The sequence below is a fragment of the Azospirillum sp. SYSU D00513 genome (genome assembly GCF_017356015.1).
Lineage (GTDB): Bacteria > Pseudomonadota > Alphaproteobacteria > Azospirillales > Azospirillaceae > Azospirillum.
On sequence record NZ_JAFIQV010000022.1, the window covers coordinates 76351 to 101818 of the forward strand.

Consider the following 25468-nt stretch of genomic DNA (forward strand, 5'->3'; position numbering starts at 1 on the left):
AAGGGAGATTTCCATGCCGAATTCCATCGCGGCCCCTTCCGCCATGCCGCCGTCCGGGCCGGTTCCGGACGCCGTGGGGGTGGGTATCCCGCAATTCTACATTCCCGCCACGGCCTCCCTCCAGGAGCGCCGGCCCCGCACGCTGAAGCACGGCGACAGCTTTGCCCTGTTCGACCACAACGGCGACGTCTCCTCCGGCCCCGGCAGCCCGGAGGGGCTGTTCCACGAGAACACGCGCCACCTCTCGCACTTCGCCCTGACCATCGGCGGCCAGCGCCCGATGCTGCTGACCTCCACCCTGCGGGAGGACAACGCCGCCCTGATCTGCGACCTGACCAACCCCGACCTGATGCAGGACGGGCGGGTCGTGCTCGAGCGCGATCTGATCAACATCCGGCGGCTGAAGTTCCTGTGGGAGGGGGGCTGCCACGAGCGGCTGCGCATCCGCAACTATTCCGACCGCGCGCAACGGCTGCGGCTGGAGCTGACCTTCGCGGCGGACTTCGCCGACCTGTTCGAGGTGCGGGGCTCCCGCCGCGAGCGCCGGGGGCAGACACACGCGCCGGTCCGCGGGCACGACACGGTGCTGCTCGCCTACACGGGGCTGGACGGGCGGCGGCGGACGACGCGGCTGCGCTTCGATCCTGCGCCGGTGCTGCTGACCGACGGCAGCGCAGTCTTCGAACTGGAGGTTCCGGCCCAGGGCCGGGCCGTGCTGCACGTCGAGGCCGCCTGCAACGCCGGGGAGCCCACCCGGCCCGTGCGGGAGGCCTTTACCCTGGCGATCCGGGATGCGCGGCGCGCGCTGCGCCAATCCTCCTCCCGCGCGGCCTCGGTGACGACCTCGAACGAGATCTTCAACGAGGCCGCGCGGCGGTCGGTGGCCGACCTCTACATGCTGATGACCGACAAGCCGGGCGGTCCCTACCCCTACGCAGGCATCCCCTGGTTCAGCACGCCCTTCGGGCGGGACGGCATCATCACCGCCTTCCAGATGCTCTGGATGGACCCGGAGGTGGCGCGCGGCGTGCTGCGCTTCCTGGCGGACCACCAGGCCACCGAGGAGAACCCGGCCGCCGATGCCGAGCCGGGCAAGATCCTGCACGAAATGCGCGACGGCGAGATGGCCGAGCTGGGCGAGGTGCCCTTCCGACGCTATTACGGCAGCGTCGATTCCACGCCGCTCTTCCTGATGCTGGCCGGCGCCTATCTGGAGCGCACGGGCGACCTGGACACATTGATGGCGCTCTGGCCGCACATCGAAGCGGCGTTGGGCTGGATCGACCGGTACGGGGACCGCGACGGCGACGGCTTCGTCGAGTATGGCCGCCGCACGAAGGAGGGGCTGGCCAATCAGGGCTGGAAGGACAGCTATGATTCCGTTTTTCACGCAGACGGACGGCTTGCCGCCGGCCCCATCGCGCTGTGCGAGGTGCAGGGCTACGTCTTCGCGGGCAAACGCGCCGCCGCCGCCATCGCGCGGGAGCTGGAACGCCCGGAGCGGGCCGAGGCGCTGGAGGACGAGGCGGAGGCGCTGCGCCGCCGCTTCGAGGAGCGTTTCTGGTGCGAGGAGATCGGCAGCTACGCCCTGGCGCTGGACGGGGACAAGGCGCCCTGCCGGGTGCGCAGCTCCAACGCCGGCCACGCGCTGTTCACCGGCATCGCCTCGCCCGACCGGGCGGCGCGGGTGGTGGAGGGCCTGATGAGCCCGGCCGGATTCTCCGGCTGGGGCATCCGCACGGCCGCCGTGGGCAGCGCCCGCTACAACCCGATGTCCTATCACAACGGGTCGGTCTGGCCGCACGACAACGCGCTGATCGCGCTGGGCTTCTCCCGCTACGGCCACCAGGAGGCGGTGGCCCGGCTGTTCGAGGGCCTTTTCGCCGCCTCGATGCACATGGACCTGCGGCGCCTGCCGGAACTGTTCTGCGGCTTTCCCCGGCGGCGCGCGACGGGGCCGACGGCCTATCCGGTCGCCTGCATCCCGCAGGCCTGGGCGGCGGCAACGCCCTTTGCCCTGCTTCAGGCGGCGCTGGGCCTGCGCTTCCAGCCTCGGGAAAAACGGGTCCAGCTGGAGCGGCCGTCCCTGCCGGCCTTCCTGGACGAGGTCGTGCTGCGCAACCTGCGGCTCGGCGACGCATCGCTGGACCTGCTGGTGCGGCGTCATGGGGACGGCGTCGTGGTCCGTCCGCTGGCACGCCGGGGAGAGGTGACGGTCGCCGTCCTGAGCTGACCCGGAAGGTCCGGCTCAAAGGAACAAGAAGCCGCGCCGCCCCATGGGGACGGCGCGGCTTCTTCAACAGGAGCCTCCCTTACAGGAGGTCCGGATCACTTGGAGGCGAGATAGGCGATCAGGTCCTTGCGGGTCTGCTCGTTCTTCTGGCCGGCATAGACCATCTTGTTGCCGGGCACGGTGCCCTTCGGGTCGGCCAGCCACTTGTCCAGCGTCGCCTCGTCCCAGGTCAGGCCGGACTCCTGGAGGGCCTTGGAGTAGCTGAAGCCCTCGACCGCTGCGGCCTTGCGGCCGACGACGCCGGCCAGGTGCGGGCCGGCCTTGTTCTTCCCGGCCTCGACCGTGTGGCAGGCGGCGCAGGCGCGGAAGGCCTTCTCGCCGGCGGCGGCGTCCTGCGCCATCGCCTGCGGGGCGAAGGTCACGGCGAGCGCGAGGGTCGCGGCGGCCAGGGTGATCTTGCTCATGGTTGGATTCCCTTTCTTGGATATGCTTGGCTAACACACGAGACGTGCGGATGGTGGCTTCCGCGCGACGCTACGCCCGGGCCTCCGCGCTGAAGCCCTTGTGGAAAGGCCCGCGGGACGCGCCCGTTCCCGAGGAGGCACCCGAGGCGGGCAGCGCCGCCGTCATGGCCGCGGCCACCCGCGCGACCGCCGTGGGGTCGATCGCCCCGGTGCGGCCGCGGGCGCCGCACAAGGCCCCCCGGAATCCCAGATAGTCGGCACCGGCCGCCCGGAGCGGCGCGATGTCCGGCAGGCGGAGCGACCCGGCGAGCCCGCTCATCAGGCCGAGCGCCCGGGCCTCCTCCACGAATGTAGTCAGTCCCTCATGCCCGCGCCCTTCGCGCAGGCTGCGACCTTTCGTCGCCGTGTCCAGCATGACGCCCGCGAAGCCGGCGCGGGCGGCGGCCTCCAGCGGCGTCCGGCCGGGCCAGAGGTCGGCGAAGAAGACGGCGACCAGCCGCACCCCATCCGCCGCGAGGCTGCCCAGCGCCTCCAGGCAGGCGAGCGGGTCGCCGCCCTCCGGCCCGGCCGGGGCAATCCCCGCCTTGACGTAATCGACCCCGGTCGCGGCCATGGCGCGCGCGGCGGCGAGCATGGCGACCGGCTCCATGGGCAGGTCGCCGATGGTGGCGCTGAGGCGCGGCCGGGCGGCATCGTCCGCAAGGGATCGGACCACGGCGGCGACGCGCTCCGCCGGCCAGGCGCCGAGTGCGCCGCGGGACGGGTCCTTCAGGTCGAGGATGTCCGGGCGGGCGGCGCGGACAAAGGCGATCTCCGCCTCGTCGGCGACGCTGGCGAGCCAGCCCGTGCGGATGGCGTGGGTCACGGGTTGGCCTCGCGCCAGGCGGCGATCCGCTCCATCAGCCAGTCCCAGGCCTCCTGCTCGGCAGGGCCGGCGGTCTTGGTGATGGCGATGGTGAGGTAGGCGATCTCCGCGTCGATCTTTTCGGCCGGCAGCATGTGCAGGCGGCTGATGAGCACCGCCGCCTCGACGACGGCGGCCTGGGCGCGGTTGAGGCCCAGGAAGGGACGGTGGTTCTCGCCATGGATCACGCGGCAGACCAGCCGGGGGCGGATCTCGTCCTCCTCCACCTCGACCACCTCGATCTCCTCATGGGAGAGCGTGCCGTCGAGGATGGGGGCGGTAACGTGCCGGGCGTCGCGCAGGGGCCAGTCGCGCTTGCGGCCGCTGACGCAACCGGCGATCACCCGGACCTCGTCGGTGTAGTTCACCACCGCGCAGCGCGTGGCGAGCATGTTGTCGAGCGTGCGGGACGGGCGGAAGGGCGCCAGGATGTAGCGGTCACCCTCCACCGTCACGCCCATGGGCGCGATGTGCGGGCGGCCGTCCGGGCCGCGCGTGGTGATGACGGTTTCGCGGATCAGCGGCATCTCTTACGGCGTCCTCTTGCCGCGGTCGCGGCGCGTCGGTCCCATGGCGTGGAAGGCGGCCTCGTCCTCGCGCGGCGAATCGACCGCCACGCCCCAGCGAAGCTCGTTGTCCTGGGTGTAGCGCTTGCCGAGCTGCCAGGCGATCTGCGCCCGCGCCAGTTCGACACCCAGGTAGAAGGCATGGCCCACGTCGCCCTCCAGTTCAAGCTTCGGGAAAAGATCGAACGGATCCGTGGCGACATGATGGCCGTCGCGGTTGTAGAGGTGGATTCCGTCGCGCGACGCCTCGATCCGGTAGTTGCGGTCGCGGATCATGGCCGCCGTCTCGGCGATCTGCTCGGGCGCGTTGGGGAAGGGTTTGCGGTCGCGCAGGCAGAGCAGCCCCTCGCCGAAGCCGCGCGGCATGGCCTGCGCCTCGCGCGCGGCGAAGAACTGGCGGCGGGCCACGTCGAACTCGCGCACGGCGCGGCGGCAGTGCGGACTGACCTGCACCGCCAGGACGGCGCCGATCCGCAGCTCCGAGATCACCCCCATCAGGATGGCGTTGATGCCCGAGGTGTCGGCGTCGGTCAGTTCGGTGACGTTGCCGATCCCCATCAGCATCTCAGCGTCCGGCCAGCGCTCCCGCACCGTGCGGTAGCGCAGCAGGGAGTCGGTGAAGCCGTAATGGATGGGCTCCAGGATCGGATCGACCAGGAAGCGCCGGCCCGTGGCGGAGAAACGCTCGATGGCGCGGGCGAGGCTGTCCATGTCGCGGGGCGTGGTCGGGATCAGGACGGGAACCGCCCCGCCCTCCTCCGCCAGATCCAGCGTGTCCTCGGTCAGGCTCAACAGATAGTCGGCGCCGGCCCGGTTGGCGCGGCGCAACTCGTCCGGGGCGAGGGAGTCCACGCTGACGGCGTGGCCCGCCGCGCGCAGGGCGGCGATCGCCTCCTCCAGATGGGGGAAGGCGGTGTCGGGCAGGCAACCGAGGTCGATCACGTCGGCGCCTTCGCCGCGCAAGGTGCCGGCGCGCGCGACGATGCCCTCGACGTCGAGGCGCGGCGCGTCCACGATCTCCGCGAAGATCAGCGTGTCGTGGCGGCTGAGGTCGAGCGGCCGGGCCTGGCGGCGGAAATATTGCGGGAGATCCTCGATCTCGTCCGGGCCGCGGTCGAACCGGGTCCCGAAATGCGCCTCCAGCCGGTCCAGGTCGCCCCGGAAGCGGCCGGGCAGCAGCACGAGGTCCGCACCCTCGGTGGAGGCCAGGCGGCGCAGCACGATCTCCGTCGTGGCGAGTGCCGCCACCTTGATGCCGAGGTTGGCGACGGTCGCCCGGAATCCCAGCGGCTGCATCGACTCCAGGACGCGCCGGAGCCGCCCTTCCGCGAGATCGCCGGTCAGGAACAGGACATGCTCCGGCGTGGATGGGGCGGAGGCGGGCGGAGTGATTTCAGACATTGGCGACTGCTTGGGCTGCTTCACGGGCATCGGGAAGAAGGCGCGTGCCGCAGGGCTCCTGCCCGTCCACCGCCGCGCCGAAGCCGGCGAGATCGTCGCGGGCAACGCAGAAGACCCCGGCGGAGAGCCCGGCCATGCGGTCCGGCAGGAGCGGATCGACGATGCCCTGCCCCGCCAGGAGGGCTGCCGGCACCGGGCCGGGCGGAAGACCGGCGGATTTCACCAGGACGAGCCGGTCGGCCCCGATCTCCCTGGCGAGCCAGGCGGCGATGCTATCGGAGGTCAGGTCCCAGCTCGCCGGCAGGTCGGCGCCCATCGCCATGGCGGCGGGCAGCCAGACCGCCGTGCGGCCGGCGCCGGCGATGGCGGCCGGGGTGGCGGCCGGGACGAGGCGGGGGTCGAGGTCGAGCAGCGCGTGGGCGTACTGCTCCATGGCGAGGATCGCCATGCGGTGGGCCGCCGCGTCGCCGATGCCGAGCCGGGGCTGGGCCTGACGCACCGCGTCGGCGAAGGGACCGCCGCCGGGCACGATCACGATCCGCACGCGCCGTTCGGCAGCCAGCCGGGAGAGCCAGGGGCGCAACGTGGCGCTATCCCACAGGCTGCCGCCCAGCTTCACTACCCAGAGTTCATTCGCACGGGTCTCGTTCGCCGCCCCGGCGCCGGGAGGCAGAAACGCGGAAGGCATCAGCGCCGGCCTTCCCGCCCACCCTCGATCACGATGCCGACACCGGCGGATTCCGGAACGATGTCGAGCTTTTCCACCTGCACCCGGGCGTGGACGGCGCGCGGGTCGGACAGGCACAGGCGCATAAGCTGCTCGGCCAGAACCTCGACCAGCTGGATGTGATCCGAGGTCTGGAGCGCGCGGATGCCGTTGATGAGATACTCGTAGGAAACGACCGTGCTGAGATCGTCGGCGAAGGCGCGCTCTGGATGCTCGACCTTGACCGTCAGGTTGACGCGGACCCGCTGGGTGCGGCCCTTCTCATGCTCCCACACGCCGATGCGGAAGAACCCGACATAGTCGCGGATGGTGAGGTCGTAATGGCGCATGGCGCTCGGCACTCGGCTCGGCGGCTGGGGCGCTGGCTGCTGCATCAGATCCAGGATCGAAGAGTAACCGGTTCGCAGATCATCAGGCACGCTTTCCTCCCATTCGAACCGTGTTTTCCGGCGACCGTGTTCTCCGGCCTTCGCCTGTCCGGACCCGCCTACCGGCCCGGGCGGCATAAACCCGGCGGGTTCCCTGCGGTTCGTTGGCCGCAGTATGGCCCGCATCCCGACGCCATTGCCACATATTTATCGGAGAAACCCTTGGCGCGACAGGGTGTTGCCCCCGTCCGAAAGTACCGTCAGGGGGCCTTCGCGGCGGCGGCCAGCCTGTTCTTCACGAGCCAGGTGACGCCGTGGATCCAGGCGCGGTCGTTGTCGCCGCGGATGTCGGCGACGCCCGTCGCCACCGGCTTGCCGGTCGCGACATCCTCGATCTCCAGAGTGACCGAGAGGATCAGCGTGCTGACCTTGTGCACGTAGCCGGTCGCCACGAGCTGCGCCCCGGTCTCCCGCCCGATGTCGATCTCGCAGCCGTTGCAGTTGTGGATGCTGACGTCGGCCGGCACGGCGTCGGCCGTCTTGGCCGGATCCATCACCTCGTAGCCCGCCTCCGCCAGGCTCCGGCGAAAGGCCTCGCTCGTCCGCTCGATGCGGTCGGCATGGCCGGGCAGGACGCCCTCGCCGCTGGTGTCCACCAGTTCCATGTCGAAGACCATCGTGCGCGGACCGGCCCAGGCCGCGCCCGCCCACAGGGCCGAGGCGGCGGCCACGCCCGCGAGGATCGTTCCAAGACCTTTGGCACCCATGTTCCGCATCTCCGCTCTTCGCAAAATTGGCTGGCCTGACCCTTCCGGCCACTGCACAATCGGGCCATGAAACAACTTGCCACTCACCTTGCCTTCCGCGTCGCGCTCGGCCTGTTCGCCGCGGGCCTGTGTGGCCCGGCGAACGCGCAGCCGGCGCATCAGAAGGACCCGGACTGGCCCTGCGTCCAGGTCTTCGTCCCCGAACTGTCGGCGGCCTCCGTCTGGGCCGGCCCGCCGCTCGACGGGCTGAAGGCGGACTGGCGCTCCGATCCGAAGATCCAGGGGCTGGTGTCCCGCGCGGCGGCCTCATCCTCGCCCGATGCGCTGGAGCCGGAGATCCAGTCCCTGGCCGAGGGCGCCGGCGCCAACCGCGACGAGACGCTGGCCCTGCTCTTCAAGGGCGTCTACGAGACGTTGAACGAGGAGCGGAGCGAGGCCATCGGCGCGATCCGCCGCTACGCCCAGCAGCAACGCGCGGTGCGTGAGCGCATCGCCGCCAATCTCAGGCAGCTCGACGCCCTTCCGCCCGAGGATCCGAAGGCAAAGGGCCTGTCCGACGCCATCGCCTTCGACCGCCGCGTGCTGAACACCCGGCAGCGCGCCCTTCCCGCCGTCTGCGAGCAGCCGGTCCTGATGGAACAGCGGCTCGGCACGCTCGCCCGGCTGATCTCCTACCAGCTCCAGTAACCCGCTCCGGCGGTCCCGGCGGGCGGCCCGGCCGTCAATGGACCGCCGGGGCCTCCGGCCGGAGTTCGGCAAGGGAGTGCCCCGCCTCTTCCCAGCCGCCGATCCCATCGCGGAACCATTTGACGTTGCCGTAACCCCAGTCGACCGCGCGCTTGGCCGCGTTCCAGGACATCCAGCAGTCGGGCTTGCAGAAGAACACCACCGGCTTCGAACGGTCGCCGCCGGTGAGCCGTTCCAGGTTGGCGCGGAAATAGCCCTCCTGCTCCGCCGAGAGCGCGCCATGCCCGATGTTGGGCAGCCAATGCGCGCCGGGAATGCTGAGATGCGGCTTCGGCACCCATTTGGTGCCCTCGGCGAGGCCCTCCGGCTTCGGCGGGTTCGGCAGCACGTCGAGCAGGAGGGCGCCCTCCTTCGCGAGCGCTTCGACGCGCTCGGCCGTCACCGTCTCCGCCCCGCGCAGGCCGGCCGGAGTGGGCGACTGGTAGCCGTCCATGCGGTAGCCGTCCGGCTCGGGGACCGCGAGGGAGGCGGCCTTGATGGTGCCGTCCGCGTTCACCAGCGGCACGCCGTATTCGGTCAGGATGCGCTCGATGTCCGGGCGGCGGCGCTCGATGAACTCGTTCAGCCAGTGCTTCCAGTCCGGCTCGTCCGGGCGGATGCCCATGGAGATCATGTAGTGAAGCCGGGCGAACCGGTTCTCGGGCAGGGGCACGACCGTCAGCGGCACCTTCTGGCGCGTGGCGAAATAGCCGGCGATGGGTCCCCAGATCACGGCGGCGTCCGTCTCGCCGTTGGCGACGTCGGCGACCGCCTGCTCGGCCGGATGGTTGACGCGGGTATCGGTGTTGAGCTGGTAGGGAACGATCTGCAGGATCGCCGCGCGCAGCAGCGCCGCCGCCGGCGGCGTCTTCTCGATCACGCCGATCCGCGCCTTGCGCAGCAGCGGGTCCGACAGGTCCTTCGCCTTGATCGGCGAGTTCGTCCGGTAGATCAGCGAATAGGTCGAGCGGTAATAGGGATTGCTGTTCTGCATCAGCTCTTCGCCGACCGCCGTGCCCATCACGAGGTCGCACCGGCGCGCGCCCAGCGTGTTGCGGACGAAGCCGAAGGTCTGCGGAGCCCAGGTGTAGCTGATGGGGATCTTGAGTTCGTCCGCGATCAGCTGTGCGATGCGGTTCTCGAACCCCTCGCCGCGCTCGTTGGAATAGGGAAGCAGGTTGGGGTCGGCGCAGACGCGCAGGACGTCCTGCGGGATCCCCTCGCCCGCCCCCGCGGTGGCGGCGGAAACGGTCCCTGCGGAACCGACGGTGGCGGCGCCCGCCAGCAGCATCGCCGACAGGACGAGTATGGATGGGCGTGTCATGTGGCCCCCTTGGCGCCGGGTCCCCGGACTGGGGACGGGTCCGGGACCGGGGGTCGCGCCGGTCCCGGCGAACGGGTTCCGGACGGCCCCGGGGGGCCGTCCGGATAAGCGCATCAGGACTTGAACCGCTCCGGGCGGCCGCGGCCGATCTTCTCGTCGGAGCGGGCCTTGAGGTAGCGGTAGATGTCGCCGAGGTGGTTCATCACGTTCGGGTCGGTGCCAAAGGCCGGCATCACGCTGGCGCCGTTGGCGCGGCCGTTGGTGACCGTGTCGGTGAAGGCCCAGTAATCCATCCGCTTCAGGGAGTCGACCAGCGCGGGCGCGAAGGTCGAGCCGGCGCCGTCGGGGCCGTGGCAGACGTGGCAGGTCGCCGAATAGCGGCGATAGCCGTTGTAGGTGCCCTTATCGACCTTGCCGTCCTTGACGATGTACTGCGGCACGCCGTCGGCATCGACCAGATCCTCCTCCTCGCCAGCCGCGGGCTGGGCCTGGGCGGTCTGGTCGGCGGCCGGCTTGGTCTCCTCGGCGTGGGCGGACGGCTGCATCGTCACGGCGCCGGCGGAAAGGACGATGGCGAAGCTTGCGATGGTGAGAAGCTTCAAGTGGTGAGAAAGCATGTAGGCGTCTCCTCGCGCGCACAAAAGGGGACCCGTCCATCGGGTGTCCCCGCGCGCACCATGTCTGCGCGTTGCTGTTGATGATATCCCGGCAGAAATGGGCGCCGACGCGGGTTGCATCGGCGCCCATCCAGTCCGGTTCGGTCAGGGGACCGGGATTACTTGGACGGCACTTCGAAGACCGTCAGCACGCCACCCAGCTGGGTGTAGTCGCCGAGGCTGGAGTGCGCGCCCACGGCGCCGAGGCCGTCGGTCGAGTTGGTCAGGCCAGCGGCCAGACCGATGCCCGCCCAGCCGCCGATGCCCGACAGCACGGCGACGTACTGCTTGCCCTTGTGCTGGTAGGTGTTGACGTTGCCGATGATGCCCGACGGGGTCTTGAAGGAGTACAGCTCCTTGCCGTCCTTCAGGTCGAAGGCCTTCAGGTAACCCTCGAGCGTGCCGTAGAAGCCAACGCCGCCGGCGGTGGTGAGCGCACCGCTCCAGACCGCGAACTGCTCGGGCTTCGACCACACGATCTTGCCGGCCGCCGCGTCATAGGCGATGAAGTTGCCCATGCCGCCGTGCGACTCCGGCGCCGGGTACATGCTCAGCGTCGCGCCGACGTAGGGCTGGCCCGCCGAATACGAGACCTCGAACGGCTCGTAGTCCATGCAGATGTGGTTCGTCGGAACGTAGAACAGGCCGGTCTGCGGCGAGAAGGAGGCCGGCTGCTGGTCCTTGCTGCCGAGCGCCGCCGGGCAGATGCCCTGGCTGTTGGTGTCCTCGCCGTTGGCGAAGGTGCTGAACTTCTCGACGGTCTGCGGACGGCCCGTCTTCATGTCCACGCCGGTCGCCCAGTTGACCTTCGGGTCGAACTTGGCGGCCTTCAGCAGCTCGCCGTTGGTGCGGTCGATCGTGTAGGCGAAGCCGTTGCGGTCGAAGTTGACGAGAACCTTGCGCTGCTTGCCGTCGATGTTGATGTCGGCGAGGATGTTCTCGTTGACGCCGTCGTAGTCCCACTCGTCGAAGGGCGTCTTCTGGTAGACCCACTTGGCCTCGCCGGTGTCCGGGTCACGGGCGAAGATGGTCATCGACCACTTGTTGTCGGCCGGCTTGCCGTCCTTGGTGCGCTGGGTCGGGTTCCAGGTGCCGGGGTTGCCGGTGCCGTAGTAGATCAGGTCCAGTTCGGGGTCGTAGGTGGTCCAGCCCCACGTGGTGCCGCCGCCGAGCTTCCAGCCGTCGTTCGGCCAGGTCTTCACGCCCAGGTCCGCCTCGCCGATCGGCTTGCCGAGCATCAGCGTCTTGGACGGATCGATCATCACGTCCTTGTCGGGGCCGGTCGACATGGCGCGCCAGGCCATCTTGCCGGTGTTGATATCGTAGGCCGTCAGGTGGCCGCGGACACCGAACTCACCGCCGGAGATGCCGACCAGGACCTTGTCCTTCACCACCAGCGGGGCGGCGGTCATGGTCTCGCCCTTGGAGATGTCGCCGTTCGACGTCTTCCAGAGGACCTTGCCGTTCTCGGCGTCGAGCGCCACGAGGTTGTTGTCGGCCTGGGCCAGGAAGACCTTGCCGTCGGCGACCGCGACGCCGCGGTTGACCGTGTCGCAGCACATCACCGGGATGGCGGCGGCGTCCTGCTTCGGCTCATACTTCCACTTGACCCGGCCCCTGTCGTTCAGGTCGAGCGCGTACACCGTGTTGGGGAACGGCGTGTGGATGAACATGGTGTCGCCGATCACGATCGGCCCGCCCTCGTGACCGCGCAGGACGCCGGTGGAGAAGCTCCAGGCGACGCGCAGGTCCTTGACGTTGTCGCGGGTGATCTGGTTCAGCGTGCTGTAGCGCTGGCCGGCATAGTCGCCGAGCTGGAGCGCCCAGTTGTTCGGATCCTTCTGATTCTTCAGAACACTGTCGTTCGCGTAGGCGGTCGTCGCCGCGCACATGGCGGCGGTAACCAGGAGACTCCGCAGAAACGGCTTCATCACGCTTCCTCCCATATCTTTCTATCGCGCTTCGCAAGGGTCGCAGGCGAAAAGGCCGGAAGCCTCTTACCGAAAGACCATCGAGCGTCACCGGCACCGACCAGCGTCAGCGGTTCATGCCCGGACACTGAAGACAGACCCTACAATTTGTTTGTGTCTCCAACAAGCTCGGCGTGCGCATAGACGACCCGCCATTGGGCATAGTACGCTTATGACGTAAGGCCGGCTTTTTTGCCTTTTTGCGCCAAAAATGGTCGTTTTTTGAGCAGAAACCGGTGCCGAAAGGACCTTATGATACGAAAGTAGCGCCTGCCGACCTCAAGCTGTCCCTTACGGGAAGGACAAGCGGCCCTTTGCCCCAGGGCGGCCGGGCGCGGCGCGATGCCGCACCCTTCCCGGCCACCCCGAGGCGGCATCCGGCTGTGGAAACCACGGTGTTTCCCCGCCCGCCCAGCGGAATCCAGACCGTTTGGATCCGTCCTCGCTCCGCTTTGAGAACAATTCGTGCTTGTGCTCACCCGCCGCCCCATATCATCATGCGCAAAAATGCCTGCACGGGCAGGCGTGCATTATGGGAGGAAGTGCTTATGAGTCTCTTGCAGCGCGCAACGACGTTCATCCGCCAGGTCTTGGGCGGCGGCGCGCCGGCGGCCGGCAGCAGCCCGAACGTGACCCCCTTCCCGGCAAGCCGCCCCGACGGCAACGGCGCCGCCACGGCCGCCCGCGCTCCGGCGGCCCCGGCGCAGCAGAGCCGTCCGGCCGCCGCCGGTTCGTCCAGCCTCGCCGAGAAGTTCGTGCGCGACAACCGCGCCCTCTTCTCCGAACTCTTCCTCGACGGATCGGGCCAGGTCCGCGGTACGGTGCAGGGCACCGCGCTCGACCGCGCCTTCACCTCCGGCAAGGCCGGAAACCTGTCGCCGCAGGCCTTCCGCATGGCGGTCGTCGGCTGCCAGCTCGGCTCCTGCCCCAACGACGGCGTCGTCCTGAGCAAGACGGGCACGGAGGTTCTGTCCCGCGTGCTCGGCCGCTGACGCGCGTCCGTTTCTGACCACCGGTCACCCCTGCGGGGCGGCGCTATCCGGGTTCGCCCGGACGGCGCCGCCCCGCAGCCGTTTCCGGAACACCCCATTGCGGGTTCCTCCGGCGCCGGCCGGCTCAGGCGGCCCCGACCAAGCCCTTGCAATGCCGTCCCTTTGATCGGACTCTGTACAGCCCTCCGTTCCGCGCTCCCGGCGCGGGCCGGACAAGCCTTCCCGACGGTGGCCACATCATGCAGACACAGACCGACAGCCCCGCATCGCCCCAGCACGCCTCCTCCGCCCCCGTGGCGTCCGCGGTCCGCGACCCCGGCCCGGGCGTCCGGCGCGGCTGGACCGACGAGACCGATCCGGTGCGCGCGGCGGAGGCGCTGGCGCGGACGGCGGGCGGTGCCGACGTCGAGGCGGTCCTCATCTTCTGCTCGCCCGACTATGACCCGGAGGCGCTGGCCTCGGCCCTGCGCTCCTCCTTCGGCGAGACGCCGCTCTTCGGCTGCACCACGGCGGGCGAGGTCGCCCCGGTCGGCTACACGAGCCATTCCATCACGGCTGTCGGTTTCCCGCGCGGCGCCTTCACGGTGAAGAGCGCGCTGATCGACCAGCTCTCCAACTTCGAACTCGCCAACAGCCGCGACCTCGTCCATTCCCTGCTGGGGGAGGCCTGGACGGCGTCGCCCAGCCCGTCGCGCCTGGGCGAGAACAGCTTCGCCATCATGCTGGTGGACGGGATGAGCCGGAAGGAGGAGATGCTCGTCAGCGCGCTCTACGCCGAGCTGGGCAGCATCCCGCTCGTGGGCGGCTCGGCCGGCGACAGCCTGGGCTTCGAGCGTTCCCTCGTGCTGTGCAACGGCCGGTTCCACACCAACGCGGCACTCGTCCTGCTGGTCGGCACCACGCGCCCGTTCCATGTCTTCCAGACCCAGCACTTCACCCCGACCGGGACGAAGATGGTCATCACCTCGGCCGACCCGAGCCGCCGCCTCGTCCGGGAAATCAACGCGGAACCCGCGGCCGACGAATACGCGCGGCTCGTCGGAGTCGGCCGTGACGAGCTGTGCCCGGCGGTGTTCGCGAGCCATCCCGTCCTCGTCCGCGTCGGCGGAAATCACTATGTGCGCTCGATCCAGAAGGTCGAGGAGGACGGCGGCCTGATCTTCTACTGCGCCATCGACGAAGGGGTGGTCCTCACCGCCGGCAACAGCATCGACATCGCCGCCAATCTCGAAGCCCAACTCCAGTCGCTGCACGAAGACGTGGGCGAGCCCGACATCGTGCTCGCCTTCGACTGCGTCCTTCGCCGACTCGAAATCGAGCACCGGCAACTGAACCGGCAGATCTCCGACATTCTCGTCCGCCACGGTGTCCTCGGCTTCAACACCTATGGCGAGCAGTTCAACAACATGCACACGAGCCAGACACTGACCGGCATCGCCATCGGCAAGGCGTGAGCCGCGGTCCGGCTTGGCGCCTGTCAAGCCGGACAATCATGGATATTCGTGCGCGAGACTTGGCGGACGCCTATTTGCCGGATTCACAAAGCGCCGTGCGCACGCTATATTTGGCGGCATGTTCACTTCGCTGCGCGATATGCAGTTGCCTCCCTTCGATCGACCCGACTCCGGCGCCCACCGCTCCGGCCGGAACGCTCATCCCATCGAGACCGGCCACCGCTGTGAGCGCTGCGCGCGCCCGCACAACCGGCAGGTGCGCTGCCTGCCGGACGGCCGCTGGTTCGACGGGGAAGGCGGGACCTGGCGGGACGCCCAGGGTGTCCAGGCGCCCTGGCCGGACATCGTCGATTACAGCCATGTCCAGCATCTGAAGGTGGTCCTCGCGGCGAGTCTCCGGCAAAGCGCCCTCGATGACACGGGCGCCGCCGTGAATCTGATCCTCTGCCAAAGATGCCGCCCTTTGCACCGGCGTGAGGAACACCGCCGTCATTCGCGCATTACTGCATTCAAGAGAAAAGCTTTGGGCGATTTGTTCCAGGGTTCCTATCCGGCCTGACGAGGCAGGAGAAGACCCGGAAGAAGCGCAGTCCAGAGCGCCTCGAATCGACAAGAACCAATCGAGAGTTACAGATGAGTTACTCTTTCGGCAGGCTCCAGGGCCTGCAGCGGCACGCACGCACGCCGGCCGGCAGCCGCCGGAACGGCGATCCGGTGGCGGTGGCGCTCGATCTTCTGTCCGACCAGCGGCACCGGGACGCGGTCCTGCGCGCCGTCGAGAGCCGCGTCCGGGCCGACGCGGCCGAGCGCCGCTATTTCGCCGCGGCCGGAGGCCGCGTCCATGGCCTGAGCGGCCAGGCGGCCCTGTTGCAGGCCGTGAAGAACTACCTCGGCGACCTCGCGCGGCCCGACGGCGCCGACCGCACGGCAACCCTGGCGCACATCGCCGCCTCCGTCGCGGAAATCACCGGCCTCCGGCCCCACGAATCAACCGCCGATCCTTTCGCCGCTGCCGAAGCGCTCTTCCGGAAACCTGCCTGAGGGCCGTCTCGCCCCGCATTTCCGGACAAATCCGCCTGTAATGTCCAGATCCGGCGCCAAAACGCGGCCCGCGAATCAAGAAGGCCGTCTTCCGGCATTTCCGCCGATCCTTCCTTATCCTGTCCTTTCGCTTGGCGCTCCAGCTTCGGCCAAGGTAAGCGGCGGGCAGCCACACGGACTCGTCTGATCCGCTCTGCGCCTTGGTTACCTACGAAAACGGTCATACTACAACACTGGACGCAACGATTAGCGTTTGACAGCTGTTCTTTTCTATGGGATGCGGTGTACAAGTAACTGATGCAACCGACTCCTGATCTCGCATTCGGCGAATCAAAACCGGACACCACAACAGGGCAGCCCGCCCGCAAAAGGACAGAGACATGCAGGACAACGACCTTCGTTCCCGTGATGCGCAGGGCCCCGATCTGGTCACCATGACCGGCCAGATCGTCGCTTCTTACGTGCGCGCCAATCAGGTTGCCATCGCGGATCTTCCCAATCTCATCCGCTCGGTGCACAGCAGCTTGGCTGGCACTAATCAGCCGGTTCCGGAACCAGTGGAACTGCGCCCGGCTGTTCCGATCAAGAAGTCGGTGACGCCCGATTACATCGTCTGCCTGGAAGACGGCAAGAAGCTGAAGATGCTGAAGCGCTATCTTCGCACGACCTACGACATGACTCCGGAGGAATACCGGGTGAAGTGGGGCCTGCCGGCGGACTACCCGATGGTCGCGCCGAACTACGCCGCCCGCCGCAGCGAGTTCGCCAAGCAGATCGGCCTCGGCCGCAAGCCCGCCGAAGAGACGCCGCCCCCGGCCGCCGCGAAGCGGGGCCGCCGCAAGGCCGCCTGACCGGCGCCCTGCCCCTGCGGGCGTTGTCTGTGTACGGTGGTTCGGAACGACGCGGCGGCCGAAAGGCCGCCGCGTCGGATTCATATCCCGAGCGATGCCCTCAGTAGGGGGAGGCGCCGAGCTGGGCGAAGGCGCTGGCGGCGTCGTGCAGGCCCGCGCGCACGCGCAGGTCCTCCAAGCGCCGGCGCGCGCCCTCCAGGGAGGCGTGGGCGGCCTGCTGCCGTTCCAGGGCGGCCTCGTGCGCGGCCCAGAGCCCCTGGAGGATGTTGTAATGAGCGAAGGAGCACTGCGCGGCGCGGTAGGCGTCACCCGCCTTGGCCGCGGCGGCCGAGCTGGCCGTGTAGCTGCGCCACAGGCCGCGGCAGGCGGCTTCCGCCTCCTGCAATTCGCTCAGAGCGGCGCGCCCGAAGGTGGCGTCCGCGGAAGGCATGTCCGGATGTGTCGGTCGCGTGGCCACGGTTCCGTCCCCTTTCGCTGTTTCCTTTGAAGATAACAATCCAGCGGGCCGGAACGTATGGCCCCAGAGGACGTAGACCGATCCACCGATGGGCGGGCGCAGGAACGTCCGGCACCGTCGCAATGGCGCACCCCTCCACACGCATTTGAGGATAGGACGGTTCCCATGATCTCCCGCCGCGGCCTTCTGGCCTCCGCCGCCGCGCTGTCCGGCGCGGCCGCCCTTTCCGCCGCCCTTCCCGGAAGGGCGCTGGCCGCCACGCGCCTGCGCGTCGGCTACATCCCGATCATCCCCATGACCCAGCTGTTCGTGCTGAGCGGCGAGGGCTGGGCGCGGCAAGCCGGGCTGGAGCTGGAGACGACGAGCTTCCAGTCCGGGCCGGCCATGGTGCAGGCCCTCGCCTCCGGCACGCTGGACGTCGCCTATGTCGGCATCGGGCCGGCCATGGTGGCCCGGTCCAAGGGCATCCCGCTGAAGATCGTCGCGGCCAACGTCGTCGACCAGGTGGCCCTGATCGGGCGCGGCGCGCTGGCCTCGGCCGCCGCCTCGGCGCCGACGGCCGCCCAGGCCTTCGCGGAGTTCCGCCGGACCCAGGGCCGGCCGGCGAAGATCGCCACCCTGCCGGCCGGCTCGGTGCCGGACACGGTGCTGCGCTACTGGGTGCGCGAGCGGGCCGGCATCCCGGCGGAGCACATCGAGATCGTCGGCATGGGCGAACAGCAGGTGCAGCAGGGGCTGCTGGCGGGGGCCGTGGACGGCGCCTCGATCCTGGAGCCGATCCTGACCATCGTGCGCAGCCGCCTTCCCGACGCGCGGATCGTCGCCGCGGCCGGTGACCTGTTCCCAGGCCAGCCCGGCGCGATCCTCGCCGTGACGGAGCAGACGATCGCCCGCGACCGGGACGCCGTGACCGAGCTGGTCCGGCTGCATGTCCGCGCCACCCGCTTCGCCAGGGAGGAGCCCGACCGCACGGCGGCCCACGTCGCCGCCTTCATCGGCCAGGGGCTGATCGAACCGGCCCTGCTGCGCGAGGCCCTGACCTCCGGCGCGACGACCTTCACCGAGGATCCTCGCGCCATCATGGAGCCCACGCGGAGCATGCAGGCCTTCCAGCAGACGCTGGGGCAGCTCGCCAACCCGGTCGAGGTGGATTCGCTGTTCGACCTGTCCTTCTACGACGCCGTGACGAAGGGTTGAGCCGATGGCGGACGCGGCGCTACGCCTGCTGATCCACGCGCCCACGGCGGCCGCCCTGACGCGGGCCAGGCGCAACGCCGCGAACCTGCTGGCCGCCCGTCCGGACGCCGAGGTCCGCATCGTCGCGAACGGGGAGGCCGTGGCCGCGGCACTCGACCAGCCGGACCCCGCGACCGACCCGCTGCTGCTTCTGTGCGGCAACAGCCTGTCCCGCCTCGACCGGCCCCTGCCGGACGGGCTGCGCCGCGTGGATGCGGCGGTGGTTGAGATCGCCGAGGCGCAGGCTGCGGGCTGGGCCTACATGCGGGCATGAGAGCGCGGGGGACGCGCCCCCGGCTTTCCGGATGCGGCTTGCCGGGGGCATCCGGATCGTCCACATAGGGCTAAGGACTGGAGACAGGTCCGGCGGACGGTATCGGTTCGGCGGACCGCTGAAGGAGAGACGCGTTGGACGGCGACATCAGCTTTGCCGAGGTGATGCTCCGCAAGGGAGCCGAATTGATCGAGCAGAAGGAAGCCGTGGAACCGACCGTGACGGTCGATTCGCTGGCGCGGCTGCTCGCCACCCTGGCGCTGACCGACGGGCCGCTCGTCATTCACAGCGAGGGCGGCGCCCAGCCGGAGCTGTTCGACGAGGCCGCCCGGCTGTCGGCAAAGGGGCTGGGCGACAAGGTCACCGCACTCGCCACGGCACGGCAGGCGGAGCGCGCCGTCCTGTTCGAGTTCGACGGCACCGGCCCGCTCACCGGCAGCCGCGTGATCGCCGCCGTGCTGCGGCCGGAAGCGCGGGAGGATCTGCTCGACGCCTACATCGCCGTCGGCCGCGTGCGCAATGGTGCCGCCGAGATGACCGCGGCGCCTGCGTCGGTCCGCTTCGACGCCGCAGCACTCGCCCGGACGCTGGAGATGGTCGGCCCGGCCGTGCAGGCCAGCGCCAACGCGGCGACCGCCGCGCTCGCCCACGCCGCCAGGGTGCAGCCCCTGCCCGGTCAGGAAGCGCCCGGCATCCCCGCCCTGCTGCTGGAACTGTTCTGGCACGCCTTCTGCCTCTCCACGGTGCGCGCGCACCGCGCCCGGCCGACGCTGCATTGAGGCTTCCTGCCATAGGGTATGGAACGCCCTATTCGGGCGCTTGATGCCCCTTCGGCGATGGGGCATTCTATGCCCTATGAAGGCCTAGCTTCTCCATCATGAAAAACGCCGTTTCGATGATGGGGGCATTCTTCAAATGAAGCTCTGGCGGGTGCCGTCTCCGGTTCCAGTAAGCCGGCACCCATTCAAGTACAGCCTGTTCTATGGCCGTGATGGCGTGCGCGTCGTCAGATACGACAATGAACGAGGTAAAGGCGATCACAGGCATCTCCACGGCGAGGAGACGCCCTATATGTTCATATCCGTTCACAAGCTGGTGGCCGACTTTCTGGCCGATGTCGAAACAGCCCGAGGTTCACCATGAGCAAGTTGACCCTGCATTCCGGCGAGGACATCGGCAAAGCGGCCCAGCGCTTCATCGACGCCTGGGAGCGTGGCGAGCGCGGTGAAACTTTCGAGCCGGAAACCCATGTCACGTTCGAAAGCTGGGCCGGGCTGGCGGCGGTGCTGACGCCGAAGCGAGTCGAACTGCTGCGCGTCGTTCATGGCCAGCCGGCGGCATCCGTGGCGGAACTGGCGCGCGCTTTGGGCCGCGATTACAAGCGGGTGCGGGAAGACGTCGAGGAACTGGCTGCCGCAGGCCTGATCGAACGAACGGCCGAGGGCGTCCGCGTCGATTATAACGAGATCCGCACGGCCATCGCCCTGTGATGGGTCAGAAGGGCAGCTTGCCCCTCAGCCGGTTCAGCTTGCCCTTGATGCGGTCCAGCGCGCTGTTGTGGCGCTGGATCGCGTAGTATTTGCGGATGGTTTCCCGGATGTCCCAGGTGCCGGTGAAGCCCTTGGGGATGGCGAAGGCGTCGCCCTGCCGGTACTCCTGCGGCTCACCGCCGGCCGGCGTGATGACCACCCGCCCGGCGAGCAGGACGCACAGCTCGTCGTAGGGCCAGTCCTTCATCTCCACCACGCCGACGCTGCATTGCCAGACGCCGCAGCCGAAACGCTTGGTCGGGTCGTCGAAGACGTTGATGGACACCTCGGTGGGGCTGCCGGAGGCCACGGCGCCGAAGACCGCCGGCTTGCCGCCATCGGCGTCGATCAGGCCATGGTCGAGCCGCACGAGCTGGTTCCGCATTTCCATCCCCTTCCAACCGCAGCGCTCACGCCGCGCAGGGATAATGCGCAAGCGGGCTCCCTGTTCCTTGGCCCTGTCGAGCGGACGGACCGGGAGCCCTGCGGCGCGGCGGTCAGGCGCGCTTGGCCCAGCCCGGCACCGGGAAGACCGGTTCCATCTCCGCCGAGCCCTTGGGCAGGACGACGGTCGGGCGCTGGTTGCGGTTCTGCACGCAGGCCGAAACGATCTGCGGGTTCTGGCCCTTCTCGTCGAAGGTGATCGCCGGTCCGACCATCAGCTTGTCGGTCAGGTTGGTCCGGCGCAGCGCCTCCAGCATGGCGGCGGGTTCGGCGGAGCCGGCGCGCTTGAAAGCGTCGGCGGCGACCAGGATCGCCTCGAAGGTGAAGGCCACGTTGAAGGCGTAGCCCTCGAAACGGTCGTTGGGGAAGCGCTTGCCGAAGGCGGCGATGACCCGCTTGGTCAGGTCGCGGTTGGGGTCGTACCAGGGCAGGTTGGTGATGGCATAATCCGAATACTTGCCCAGCACCTTGTAGAACTGCTCGTCGAACATGCCCGGCGAACCGGGGGAAACGATGGCGCTCGGCTCCCAGCGCTGCTTGACCATCTCGCGCACCAGCATGATCGCGTCGTTGGCGCGGGTGGTCACGATGGCGAGGTCGGCGCCCGTCGCCTTGGCCTTCGCCACCTCCACCGCGAGATCCTGCGCCTTGGGGTCGTAGGCGATGGACTGGACGAGCTGGAAAGGCATGTCCAGCCCCGGCAGCAGCGCGTCGATGGCGGCCTTGTTGGCCATGCCGAAGGTGTCGTTGGCGTGCAGATAGACCGCCGTCTTCGCGGTCGTGCCGGTGGCGGCGAACAGATCCTTGGTCAGCGCCATGCCGTTCGACACGACCATGGTCGCGGTGGGGAAGTTGCGGAAGACGGTCCGGTAGCCCTGCTCGGTCAGCTTGTCGGCCGAGGCGACGTTGATCACCAGCGGGACGCCGCGCTGCTCGCAGACCTGGGCGGCGGCGGCGGTCTGGCCGCTGTCGAAGGCGCCGACGATGACGTTGGCCCCGTCGTTGATCAGCTTCTCCGCGCGCGAACGCGCGACGTCGGCGTTGGATTCGGTGTCGGCCGACAGGATCTCGACCTTGTGGCCCATCTCCGCCAGCAGGCCGGGCGCGATGTCCGCGCCGCGCTGGCAGGCCTGCCCGGCCTGGGCCAGGTGGCCCGAGCGCGGCAGGAGCACGCCGACCTTCAGCACCTTCTCCTGCGCGAACACCGGCGCCCGGCCGAAGGCAGCCAACGTGCCCGCCGCGACGGCGGCACCGCCGAGTTGGCGGCGCGTCAGGCCGAGCCCGGCCGTTTTCATTCCCTTGTCTTCCATGTCGAAAAAGTCCCTGCGGCACAAGCGATGCGCGGGAGGATCCGGCCTGTGCCCGTCCAAGTCAAAGCGGAAACAGCTTGCCCGGACATTTATGATCCGCGATCAAGCCGGATGTTTGCGGCCCCCGGTCACGGACCGCCCGGCATGCCCTGGACGATAAGCTCCTCGATCTCGCAGGCGCCCAGCGCGTGGCAGGCCTGGAGGCGGCGAGCGGCCTGGACCACGGGGCGCCAGTGGCGGCGCAGGATGGAGCGGGCGGTTTGCCGCGCCCGGTCCAGGGCCTCCTCGGGCACGAGGTCCCAGACCAGGGCGGCGCGTTCGATCTCCGCGGCGATCCGGCGCTCGTCGCAGTCGGGATGGGCACCGGCGAAGCCGAGGTCGGCGTCGGTCGCGGCCGGCAGCAGCCCGGCGGCGGCCGCCAGGGAGACCGCCTCCCGGCCGCCGTAAAGCCGCGCGCAGTAATGCAGGCTCGCCGCCGGATCGGCCGGCCGCGCGCGTTCGAAGGCGGCGCCGTTCAGCCGCCCGGCCCCCGCCGGATCGACGCGGACATACAGCAGCGTCTGCCCGGTCCGCAGCCCGACGACGGCGTGGCCGATTTCATGAAAGCATCGCTGAGCGAGACCGGCGTCCATGCGTTCCTTTCCTGCCCGCCCTTCCTTCCGGCGCCGCGCCGCGCCGCGCCGCGCAATCGCTCATGATGGTGATCTGGGTACCGCCCGGAAAGAGCGTGGTGTTCGAAACCGGGTGGAGCCGAGCCGAAAAGCCCACTTGGCCGGAATGGCCCGCGCCCTATCATGTTCACGGTGGAAGCGGAATGATCGGAAAAGGTGGCGGGATGCGTCGGGTTTTCGGATGGACGGTCCTGCTGGGAGCGGGGCTGGGGATGGTGTCGGGCGCCGGGACCGCGCCCGCGCAGGATCAGCCGATCCGCCTCTACCCGCGCGCCACCTCCCCCGCACCGGAAAGCACGCCGTCCTACACGCCACCGCCGACCGCACCGATGGCTCCCCGGCCCGTTCCCCTGCCGTCGATGGAACCGGAAACAGCGCCGGTCCCGGCGCCCGGCCCGTCTCCCGAGGCGCCGCGCCTGCCGCAGCCGGCGGCCATGCAGGCCCCGCCCGCCGATCCCGCCGCGCGCCCGGCGCCGCAACCGTTTCCGCGGGAGCCGGGCGTGCCGGACGCGGAGGCCACGGTGCGCGGCTTCTACGCGGCGCTCTCCCGCGCCGACGGGGAGCGCGCAAACGCCTATCTGATCCCGGAGAAGCGCGACGCCGGCCCCTTCGAAATCGACTCCATGAACCGCTTCTACGGCGCCATGCGGGAGCCCTTGCAGATCCTTGGGATCGGCCGGCTCGACGCGAACCTGATCCGCGTGCGTTACGCGTACGAACACCGCAGCGGCCGGCGCTGCGACGGGGCGGCCGACGTGACGCTCCGGGGTATCGGCGACGGCTACCTGATCGAGCGCATCCGCGCGCTGAATGGCTGCTGAACATACCCTGAAGACAGAACCGGCCGGGGCGCGTCGCGTCCCGGCCGGCCTTGCCTCATCCCTGAACCGTCACGGTCAGACCGCGCCGGCCCCCGCGAAGGGCAGCACGTGCAGGGCCTTGCCCGTGGCCGAGAAGTAGGCGTTGGCGACCGCCGGGGCGGCGCCGGGGACGCCCGGCTCGCCGACACCGGTCGGCCGGAGGGTGGAGGGCACCATGTGCACCTCGACCACCGGCATGTCCGACATGCGCATCGGCTCGTAGCTATCGAAGTTGGTCTGGTCCACGACGCCGTCGGTCAGGGTGATCTGGTCGCGCAGCGCGTGGCCGATGCCCCAGCCGGTGCCGCCCTCCATCTGGGCCTTCACCACGTCGGGGTTGATCACCTGGCCGCAGTCGATGGCGACGACGACGCGCTCCACCTTGATCTGCTGGCGCTCGTTCAGGCTGATCTCGGCGACATGGGCCACGAAGCTGCCGAAGCTCTCATGCACGGCGACGCCGCGGAAGCGGCCCTGCGGCAGCGGCTTGCTCCATTCCGCCTTTTCCGCCGCCAGCTTCAGCACGCCCAGCAGGCGCGGGTGGTCCTGGAGCATGTCCGCGCGGAAGGCCACGGGGTCCTTGCCGGCCGCCTTGGCCAGTTGGTCGATCATGACCTCCTTGGCGTAGGCCGTGTGGGTGTGACCCACCGACCGCCACCAGAGCGTCGTCACCGGCGACTTGGTCAGATGGTAGTCCACCGCGAGGTTCGGCACGGTGTAGGCCATGTCGGAGGCCCCCTCCACGGCGGTCGAATCGACGCCGTCCTTCACCATGAAGGGCTCGAACAGCGTGCCGGCCATGAAGCTCTGCCCGACGATGCGCTGGTCCCAGCCGACGATCTTGCCGGACGCGTCCACGCCGGCCTTGATGCGGTGCAGGAACAGCGGGCGGTAGCGGCCGCCCTGGATGTCGTCCTCGCGCGTCCAGACCAGATGGACCGGCGCCTTGGGGTAGGCCTTGGCGATGGTCACCGCCTCGGCGATGTAGTCGCCGTCGGGCGTGGCGCGGCGGCCGAAGCTGCCGCCGGCCCACAGCGTGTTGATCTTCACCTGCTCCGGCTTGCAGCCCAGCACGCCGGCGGCGACCTTCTGCTCGACGCCCTGGAACTGCGACCCGGCCCAGATCTCGCAGCCGCCGTCCTGGGTCAGCTGGGCCGTGGCGTTCAGCGGCTCCATCGGGGCATGGGCCAGATAGGGGAAGACGAACTCCGCCTCCACCACCTTGGCCGCGCCGGCGAGCGCCTTGGCCGCGTCGCCCTTGGCCGCCGCCTTGGCGCCGGGCTTGTCGGCCAGCGCGCGGTAGTCGGCGATCATCTGCTCGGTGCCGCGCTTCTCGGCCTTGCTGTCGTCCCACTCGACGGTCAGCGCCTGGCGGCCCTGCATGGCGGCCCAGGTGTTCTTCGCGATTACCGCCACGCCGATGGGCAGGGTGATCACGTCGATCACGCCGGCGACCTGGCGGGCGGCCTTGTCGTCCACCGACTTCACCGTGCCGCCGAAGCGGGGCGAGCGGGCGAGCACCGCCGTGACCTGACCCGGGCGCCGGACGTCCAGCGCGAACTGCGCCGTGCCGTTGGTCTTGGAGATGTGGTCGAGCCGGTGCAGGGCCGTGTTGCCGATGAGGCTGTAGCTTGCCGGATCCTTGTAGGTGACCTTGGCCGGCACCGGCTGCTTGGCGGCGTCCTCGGCAAGCTCGCCGAAGGTCGCGGACTTGGCCGACTTGGCGTGTTTAACGACGCCCTTCTCGACCGTGATCTCGGCGGCCGGAACGCTCCAGCGCTGGGCCGCCGTGGCGACCAGCATGGCGCGGGCGGCGGCGCCGGCCATGCGCAGCTCGTCCCAGCTGTTGGTCACGGCGGTCGAGCCGCCGGTGCCCTGGATGCCGAACATGTGGTTGGCGTACAGCTCGCCGTTGGCCGGCGCGAACTCGCCGCGCATCTGCGCCCAGTCGGCGTCCAGCTCCTCCGCCACGATGGTGGCGAGGCCGGTCATGATGCCCTGGCCCTTGTCCAGGTGCTTGACCAGCACGGTCACCGTGTTGTCCGCCGCGATGCGGACGAAGGCGTGCGGGCGCGGGTCGGTCGGGCCGACGATCTTCGGGCCGGCGGCGTCCTCCGCGCGAACGCGGATCGGCAGCATGGCGCCGAGCACGAGCGCGCCGCCGCCCATCAGGACGGAGCGGCGGGACGGGGCCGCGACGGCGATGTCGGCGGCGGCCTGCTTGATGAGGTTGTGCAGCATGG

Annotated in this window: 27 protein-coding genes and 1 pseudogene; 13 read left to right on the forward strand and 15 right to left on the reverse strand. The window is 69.6% G+C overall.

The annotated features are described in order from the left end of the window. Positions 1-13 precede the first annotated feature (13 nt). Entirely contained in the window at positions 14-2233 is a 2220-nt protein-coding gene (locus JUB11_RS17260) for an amylo-alpha-1,6-glucosidase (RefSeq protein ID WP_247887125.1), read from the forward strand. Positions 2234-2328: 95 nt separating this feature from the next. On the opposite strand, the gene JUB11_RS17265 is transcribed toward JUB11_RS17260, so the two are convergent. The 7 genes from JUB11_RS17265 to JUB11_RS17295 all read right to left on the reverse strand — a co-directional run bounded on the left by JUB11_RS17265 (position 2329) and on the right by JUB11_RS17295 (position 7430). After that, positions 2329-2697: a cytochrome c family protein gene (locus JUB11_RS17265; protein WP_207459811.1), complete on the reverse strand. Its 369-nt coding sequence runs from the start codon at positions 2695-2697 to the stop codon at positions 2329-2331. 70 nt (positions 2698-2767) lie between these two features. Further along, positions 2768-3562, reverse strand: a complete 795-nt coding sequence (locus JUB11_RS17270) for a (5-formylfuran-3-yl)methyl phosphate synthase (RefSeq protein ID WP_348771457.1) — start codon at positions 3560-3562, stop codon at positions 2768-2770. Then, positions 3559-4128: a DUF447 domain-containing protein gene (locus JUB11_RS17275; RefSeq protein ID WP_207459812.1), complete on the reverse strand. Its 570-nt coding sequence runs from the start codon at positions 4126-4128 to the stop codon at positions 3559-3561. Before JUB11_RS17275 ends, JUB11_RS17270 begins: the two co-directional genes overlap by 4 nt. 3 nt (positions 4129-4131) lie before the next feature. After that, positions 4132-5568 carry a DUF6513 domain-containing protein gene (locus JUB11_RS17280; protein WP_207459813.1) on the reverse strand — a complete coding sequence of 479 codons (1437 nt, stop codon included), beginning with the start codon at positions 5566-5568 and terminating at the stop codon, positions 4132-4134. Further along, positions 5561-6256: an aspartate/glutamate/uridylate kinase gene (locus tag JUB11_RS17285; protein WP_207459814.1), complete on the reverse strand. Its 696-nt coding sequence runs from the start codon at positions 6254-6256 to the stop codon at positions 5561-5563. Before JUB11_RS17285 ends, JUB11_RS17280 begins: the two co-directional genes overlap by 8 nt. Beyond that, the gene (locus JUB11_RS17290) at positions 6256-6714 is read right to left on the reverse strand and encodes a dihydroneopterin aldolase (RefSeq protein ID WP_207459815.1); all 459 of its coding nucleotides are present in this window, start codon (positions 6712-6714) and stop codon (positions 6256-6258) included. Before JUB11_RS17290 ends, JUB11_RS17285 begins: the two co-directional genes overlap by 1 nt. A gap of 209 nt (positions 6715-6923) precedes the next feature. Next, entirely contained in the window at positions 6924-7430 is a 507-nt protein-coding gene (locus JUB11_RS17295; protein ID WP_211112552.1) for a DUF3280 domain-containing protein, read from the reverse strand. Between the two features lie 66 nt (positions 7431-7496). Between JUB11_RS17295 and JUB11_RS17300 the strand changes: the two genes are divergently transcribed. Then, entirely contained in the window at positions 7497-8117 is a 621-nt protein-coding gene (locus JUB11_RS17300) for a hypothetical protein (RefSeq protein ID WP_247887126.1), read from the forward strand. Positions 8118-8151: 34 nt separating this feature from the next. Here the strand turns inward: JUB11_RS17300 and JUB11_RS17305 are convergent, their stop codons facing one another. The 3 genes from JUB11_RS17305 to JUB11_RS17315 form a co-directional block, all read right to left on the reverse strand. Further along, positions 8152-9480, reverse strand: coding sequence for a quinoprotein dehydrogenase-associated putative ABC transporter substrate-binding protein (locus tag JUB11_RS17305; protein ID WP_207459816.1), 1329 nt, complete (start codon positions 9478-9480; stop codon positions 8152-8154). Positions 9481-9593: 113 nt separating this feature from the next. Continuing rightward, a complete protein-coding gene (locus JUB11_RS17310; protein WP_247887127.1) occupies positions 9594-10097 on the reverse strand; it encodes a c-type cytochrome in 504 nt (167 codons plus the stop codon). Positions 10098-10255: 158 nt separating this feature from the next. Beyond that, positions 10256-12067, reverse strand: coding sequence for a methanol/ethanol family PQQ-dependent dehydrogenase (locus JUB11_RS17315; protein ID WP_282189085.1), 1812 nt, complete (start codon positions 12065-12067; stop codon positions 10256-10258). A gap of 587 nt (positions 12068-12654) precedes the next feature. On the opposite strand from JUB11_RS17315, the gene JUB11_RS17320 reads away from it, so the two are divergent. The 5 genes from JUB11_RS17320 (at position 12655) to JUB11_RS17340 (ending at position 16444) form a co-directional block, all read left to right on the forward strand. After that, positions 12655-13098, forward strand: coding sequence for a hypothetical protein (locus JUB11_RS17320; protein ID WP_207459817.1), 444 nt, complete (start codon positions 12655-12657; stop codon positions 13096-13098). Between the two features lie 239 nt (positions 13099-13337). After that, positions 13338-14552 carry a nitric oxide-sensing protein NosP gene (gene nosP, locus JUB11_RS17325; RefSeq protein ID WP_207459818.1) on the forward strand — a complete coding sequence of 405 codons (1215 nt, stop codon included), beginning with the start codon at positions 13338-13340 and terminating at the stop codon, positions 14550-14552. 118 nt (positions 14553-14670) lie between these two features. Further along, positions 14671-15111: a hypothetical protein gene (locus JUB11_RS17330; RefSeq protein WP_207459852.1), complete on the forward strand. Its 441-nt coding sequence runs from the start codon at positions 14671-14673 to the stop codon at positions 15109-15111. A 74-nt stretch (positions 15112-15185) separates the two neighbouring features. Then, entirely contained in the window at positions 15186-15593 is a 408-nt protein-coding gene (locus tag JUB11_RS17335) for a hypothetical protein (RefSeq protein WP_207459819.1), read from the forward strand. A gap of 380 nt (positions 15594-15973) precedes the next feature. Then, the gene (locus JUB11_RS17340) at positions 15974-16444 is read left to right on the forward strand and encodes a MucR family transcriptional regulator (protein WP_207459820.1); all 471 of its coding nucleotides are present in this window, start codon (positions 15974-15976) and stop codon (positions 16442-16444) included. 100 nt (positions 16445-16544) lie between these two features. Here the strand turns inward: JUB11_RS17340 and JUB11_RS17345 are convergent, their stop codons facing one another. After that, the gene (locus JUB11_RS17345) at positions 16545-16874 is read right to left on the reverse strand and encodes a hypothetical protein (RefSeq protein WP_207459821.1); all 330 of its coding nucleotides are present in this window, start codon (positions 16872-16874) and stop codon (positions 16545-16547) included. 192 nt (positions 16875-17066) lie between these two features. Here JUB11_RS17345 and JUB11_RS17350 point away from each other — a divergent pair, with 192 nt between their 5' ends. The 5 genes and pseudogenes from JUB11_RS17350 (at position 17067) to JUB11_RS17365 (ending at position 19901) form a co-directional block, all read left to right on the forward strand. Next, complete coding sequence (locus tag JUB11_RS17350; RefSeq protein WP_247887128.1) at positions 17067-18098, forward strand: ABC transporter substrate-binding protein; 1032 nt, start codon at positions 17067-17069, stop codon at positions 18096-18098. Positions 18099-18102: 4 nt separating this feature from the next. Next, complete coding sequence (locus JUB11_RS17355) at positions 18103-18411, forward strand: hypothetical protein (protein WP_207459823.1); 309 nt, start codon at positions 18103-18105, stop codon at positions 18409-18411. A gap of 134 nt (positions 18412-18545) precedes the next feature. Continuing rightward, complete coding sequence (locus JUB11_RS17360; RefSeq protein WP_207459824.1) at positions 18546-19190, forward strand: hypothetical protein; 645 nt, start codon at positions 18546-18548, stop codon at positions 19188-19190. A gap of 121 nt (positions 19191-19311) precedes the next feature. Continuing rightward, a pseudogene (locus JUB11_RS32820) lies at positions 19312-19554 on the forward strand (DUF6516 family protein); the annotation flags it as partial. Further along, the gene (locus JUB11_RS17365; protein WP_207459825.1) at positions 19551-19901 is read left to right on the forward strand and encodes a hypothetical protein; all 351 of its coding nucleotides are present in this window, start codon (positions 19551-19553) and stop codon (positions 19899-19901) included. The pseudogene JUB11_RS32820 and the gene JUB11_RS17365, both read left to right, overlap by 4 nt. Before the next feature lie 4 nt (positions 19902-19905). Here JUB11_RS17365 and JUB11_RS17370 read toward each other — a convergent pair whose 3' ends face one another. The 3 genes from JUB11_RS17370 to JUB11_RS17380 form a co-directional block, all read right to left on the reverse strand. Further along, entirely contained in the window at positions 19906-20325 is a 420-nt protein-coding gene (locus JUB11_RS17370) for a cupin domain-containing protein (protein WP_247887130.1), read from the reverse strand. A 112-nt stretch (positions 20326-20437) separates the two neighbouring features. After that, positions 20438-21679, reverse strand: a complete 1242-nt coding sequence (locus tag JUB11_RS17375) for an ABC transporter substrate-binding protein (RefSeq protein ID WP_247887131.1) — start codon at positions 21677-21679, stop codon at positions 20438-20440. Between the two features lie 143 nt (positions 21680-21822). After that, positions 21823-22326 carry a hypothetical protein gene (locus tag JUB11_RS17380; protein ID WP_207459828.1) on the reverse strand — a complete coding sequence of 168 codons (504 nt, stop codon included), beginning with the start codon at positions 22324-22326 and terminating at the stop codon, positions 21823-21825. Between the two features lie 203 nt (positions 22327-22529). On the opposite strand from JUB11_RS17380, the gene JUB11_RS17385 reads away from it, so the two are divergent. Further along, positions 22530-23186: a hypothetical protein gene (locus tag JUB11_RS17385; protein WP_207459829.1), complete on the forward strand. Its 657-nt coding sequence runs from the start codon at positions 22530-22532 to the stop codon at positions 23184-23186. Positions 23187-23261: 75 nt separating this feature from the next. On the opposite strand, the gene JUB11_RS17390 is transcribed toward JUB11_RS17385, so the two are convergent. Further along, positions 23262-25466: a xanthine dehydrogenase family protein molybdopterin-binding subunit gene (locus tag JUB11_RS17390; protein ID WP_207459830.1), complete on the reverse strand. Its 2205-nt coding sequence runs from the start codon at positions 25464-25466 to the stop codon at positions 23262-23264. Positions 25467-25468: the final 2 nt, after the last annotated feature.

Coding starts and splice junctions, on each gene's coding strand:
- nosP (WP_207459818.1), top strand. CDS start 13,338: ATGCAGACACAGACCGACAGCCCCGCATCGCCCCAGCACGCCTCCTCC.
- JUB11_RS17350 (WP_247887128.1), top strand. CDS start 17,067: ATGATCTCCCGCCGCGGCCTTCTGGCCTCCGCCGCCGCGCTGTCCGGC.
- JUB11_RS17355 (WP_207459823.1), top strand. CDS start 18,103: ATGGCGGACGCGGCGCTACGCCTGCTGATCCACGCGCCCACGGCGGCC.
- JUB11_RS17285 (WP_207459814.1), bottom strand. CDS start 6,256: ATGCCTTCCGCGTTTCTGCCTCCCGGCGCCGGGGCGGCGAACGAGACC.
- JUB11_RS17310 (WP_247887127.1), bottom strand. CDS start 10,097: ATGCTTTCTCACCACTTGAAGCTTCTCACCATCGCAAGCTTCGCCATC.
- JUB11_RS17295 (WP_211112552.1), bottom strand. CDS start 7,430: ATGGGTGCCAAAGGTCTTGGAACGATCCTCGCGGGCGTGGCCGCCGCC.
- JUB11_RS17380 (WP_207459828.1), bottom strand. CDS start 22,326: ATGGACGCCGGTCTCGCTCAGCGATGCTTTCATGAAATCGGCCACGCC.
- JUB11_RS17370 (WP_247887130.1), bottom strand. CDS start 20,325: ATGCGGAACCAGCTCGTGCGGCTCGACCATGGCCTGATCGACGCCGAT.
- JUB11_RS17280 (WP_207459813.1), bottom strand. CDS start 5,568: ATGTCTGAAATCACTCCGCCCGCCTCCGCCCCATCCACGCCGGAGCAT.
- JUB11_RS17320 (WP_207459817.1), top strand. CDS start 12,655: ATGAGTCTCTTGCAGCGCGCAACGACGTTCATCCGCCAGGTCTTGGGC.
- JUB11_RS17275 (WP_207459812.1), bottom strand. CDS start 4,128: ATGCCGCTGATCCGCGAAACCGTCATCACCACGCGCGGCCCGGACGGC.
- JUB11_RS17300 (WP_247887126.1), top strand. CDS start 7,497: ATGAAACAACTTGCCACTCACCTTGCCTTCCGCGTCGCGCTCGGCCTG.
- JUB11_RS17315 (WP_282189085.1), bottom strand. CDS start 12,067: ATGAAGCCGTTTCTGCGGAGTCTCCTGGTTACCGCCGCCATGTGCGCG.
- JUB11_RS17365 (WP_207459825.1), top strand. CDS start 19,551: ATGAGCAAGTTGACCCTGCATTCCGGCGAGGACATCGGCAAAGCGGCC.
- JUB11_RS17340 (WP_207459820.1), top strand. CDS start 15,974: ATGCAGGACAACGACCTTCGTTCCCGTGATGCGCAGGGCCCCGATCTG.
- JUB11_RS17305 (WP_207459816.1), bottom strand. CDS start 9,480: ATGACACGCCCATCCATACTCGTCCTGTCGGCGATGCTGCTGGCGGGC.
- JUB11_RS17330 (WP_207459852.1), top strand. CDS start 14,671: ATGTTCACTTCGCTGCGCGATATGCAGTTGCCTCCCTTCGATCGACCC.
- JUB11_RS17385 (WP_207459829.1), top strand. CDS start 22,530: ATGCGTCGGGTTTTCGGATGGACGGTCCTGCTGGGAGCGGGGCTGGGG.
- JUB11_RS17390 (WP_207459830.1), bottom strand. CDS start 25,466: ATGCTGCACAACCTCATCAAGCAGGCCGCCGCCGACATCGCCGTCGCG.
- JUB11_RS17345 (WP_207459821.1), bottom strand. CDS start 16,874: ATGCCTTCCGCGGACGCCACCTTCGGGCGCGCCGCTCTGAGCGAATTG.
- JUB11_RS17265 (WP_207459811.1), bottom strand. CDS start 2,697: ATGAGCAAGATCACCCTGGCCGCCGCGACCCTCGCGCTCGCCGTGACC.
- JUB11_RS17335 (WP_207459819.1), top strand. CDS start 15,186: ATGAGTTACTCTTTCGGCAGGCTCCAGGGCCTGCAGCGGCACGCACGC.
- JUB11_RS17260 (WP_247887125.1), top strand. CDS start 14: ATGCCGAATTCCATCGCGGCCCCTTCCGCCATGCCGCCGTCCGGGCCG.
- JUB11_RS17375 (WP_247887131.1), bottom strand. CDS start 21,679: ATGAAAACGGCCGGGCTCGGCCTGACGCGCCGCCAACTCGGCGGTGCC.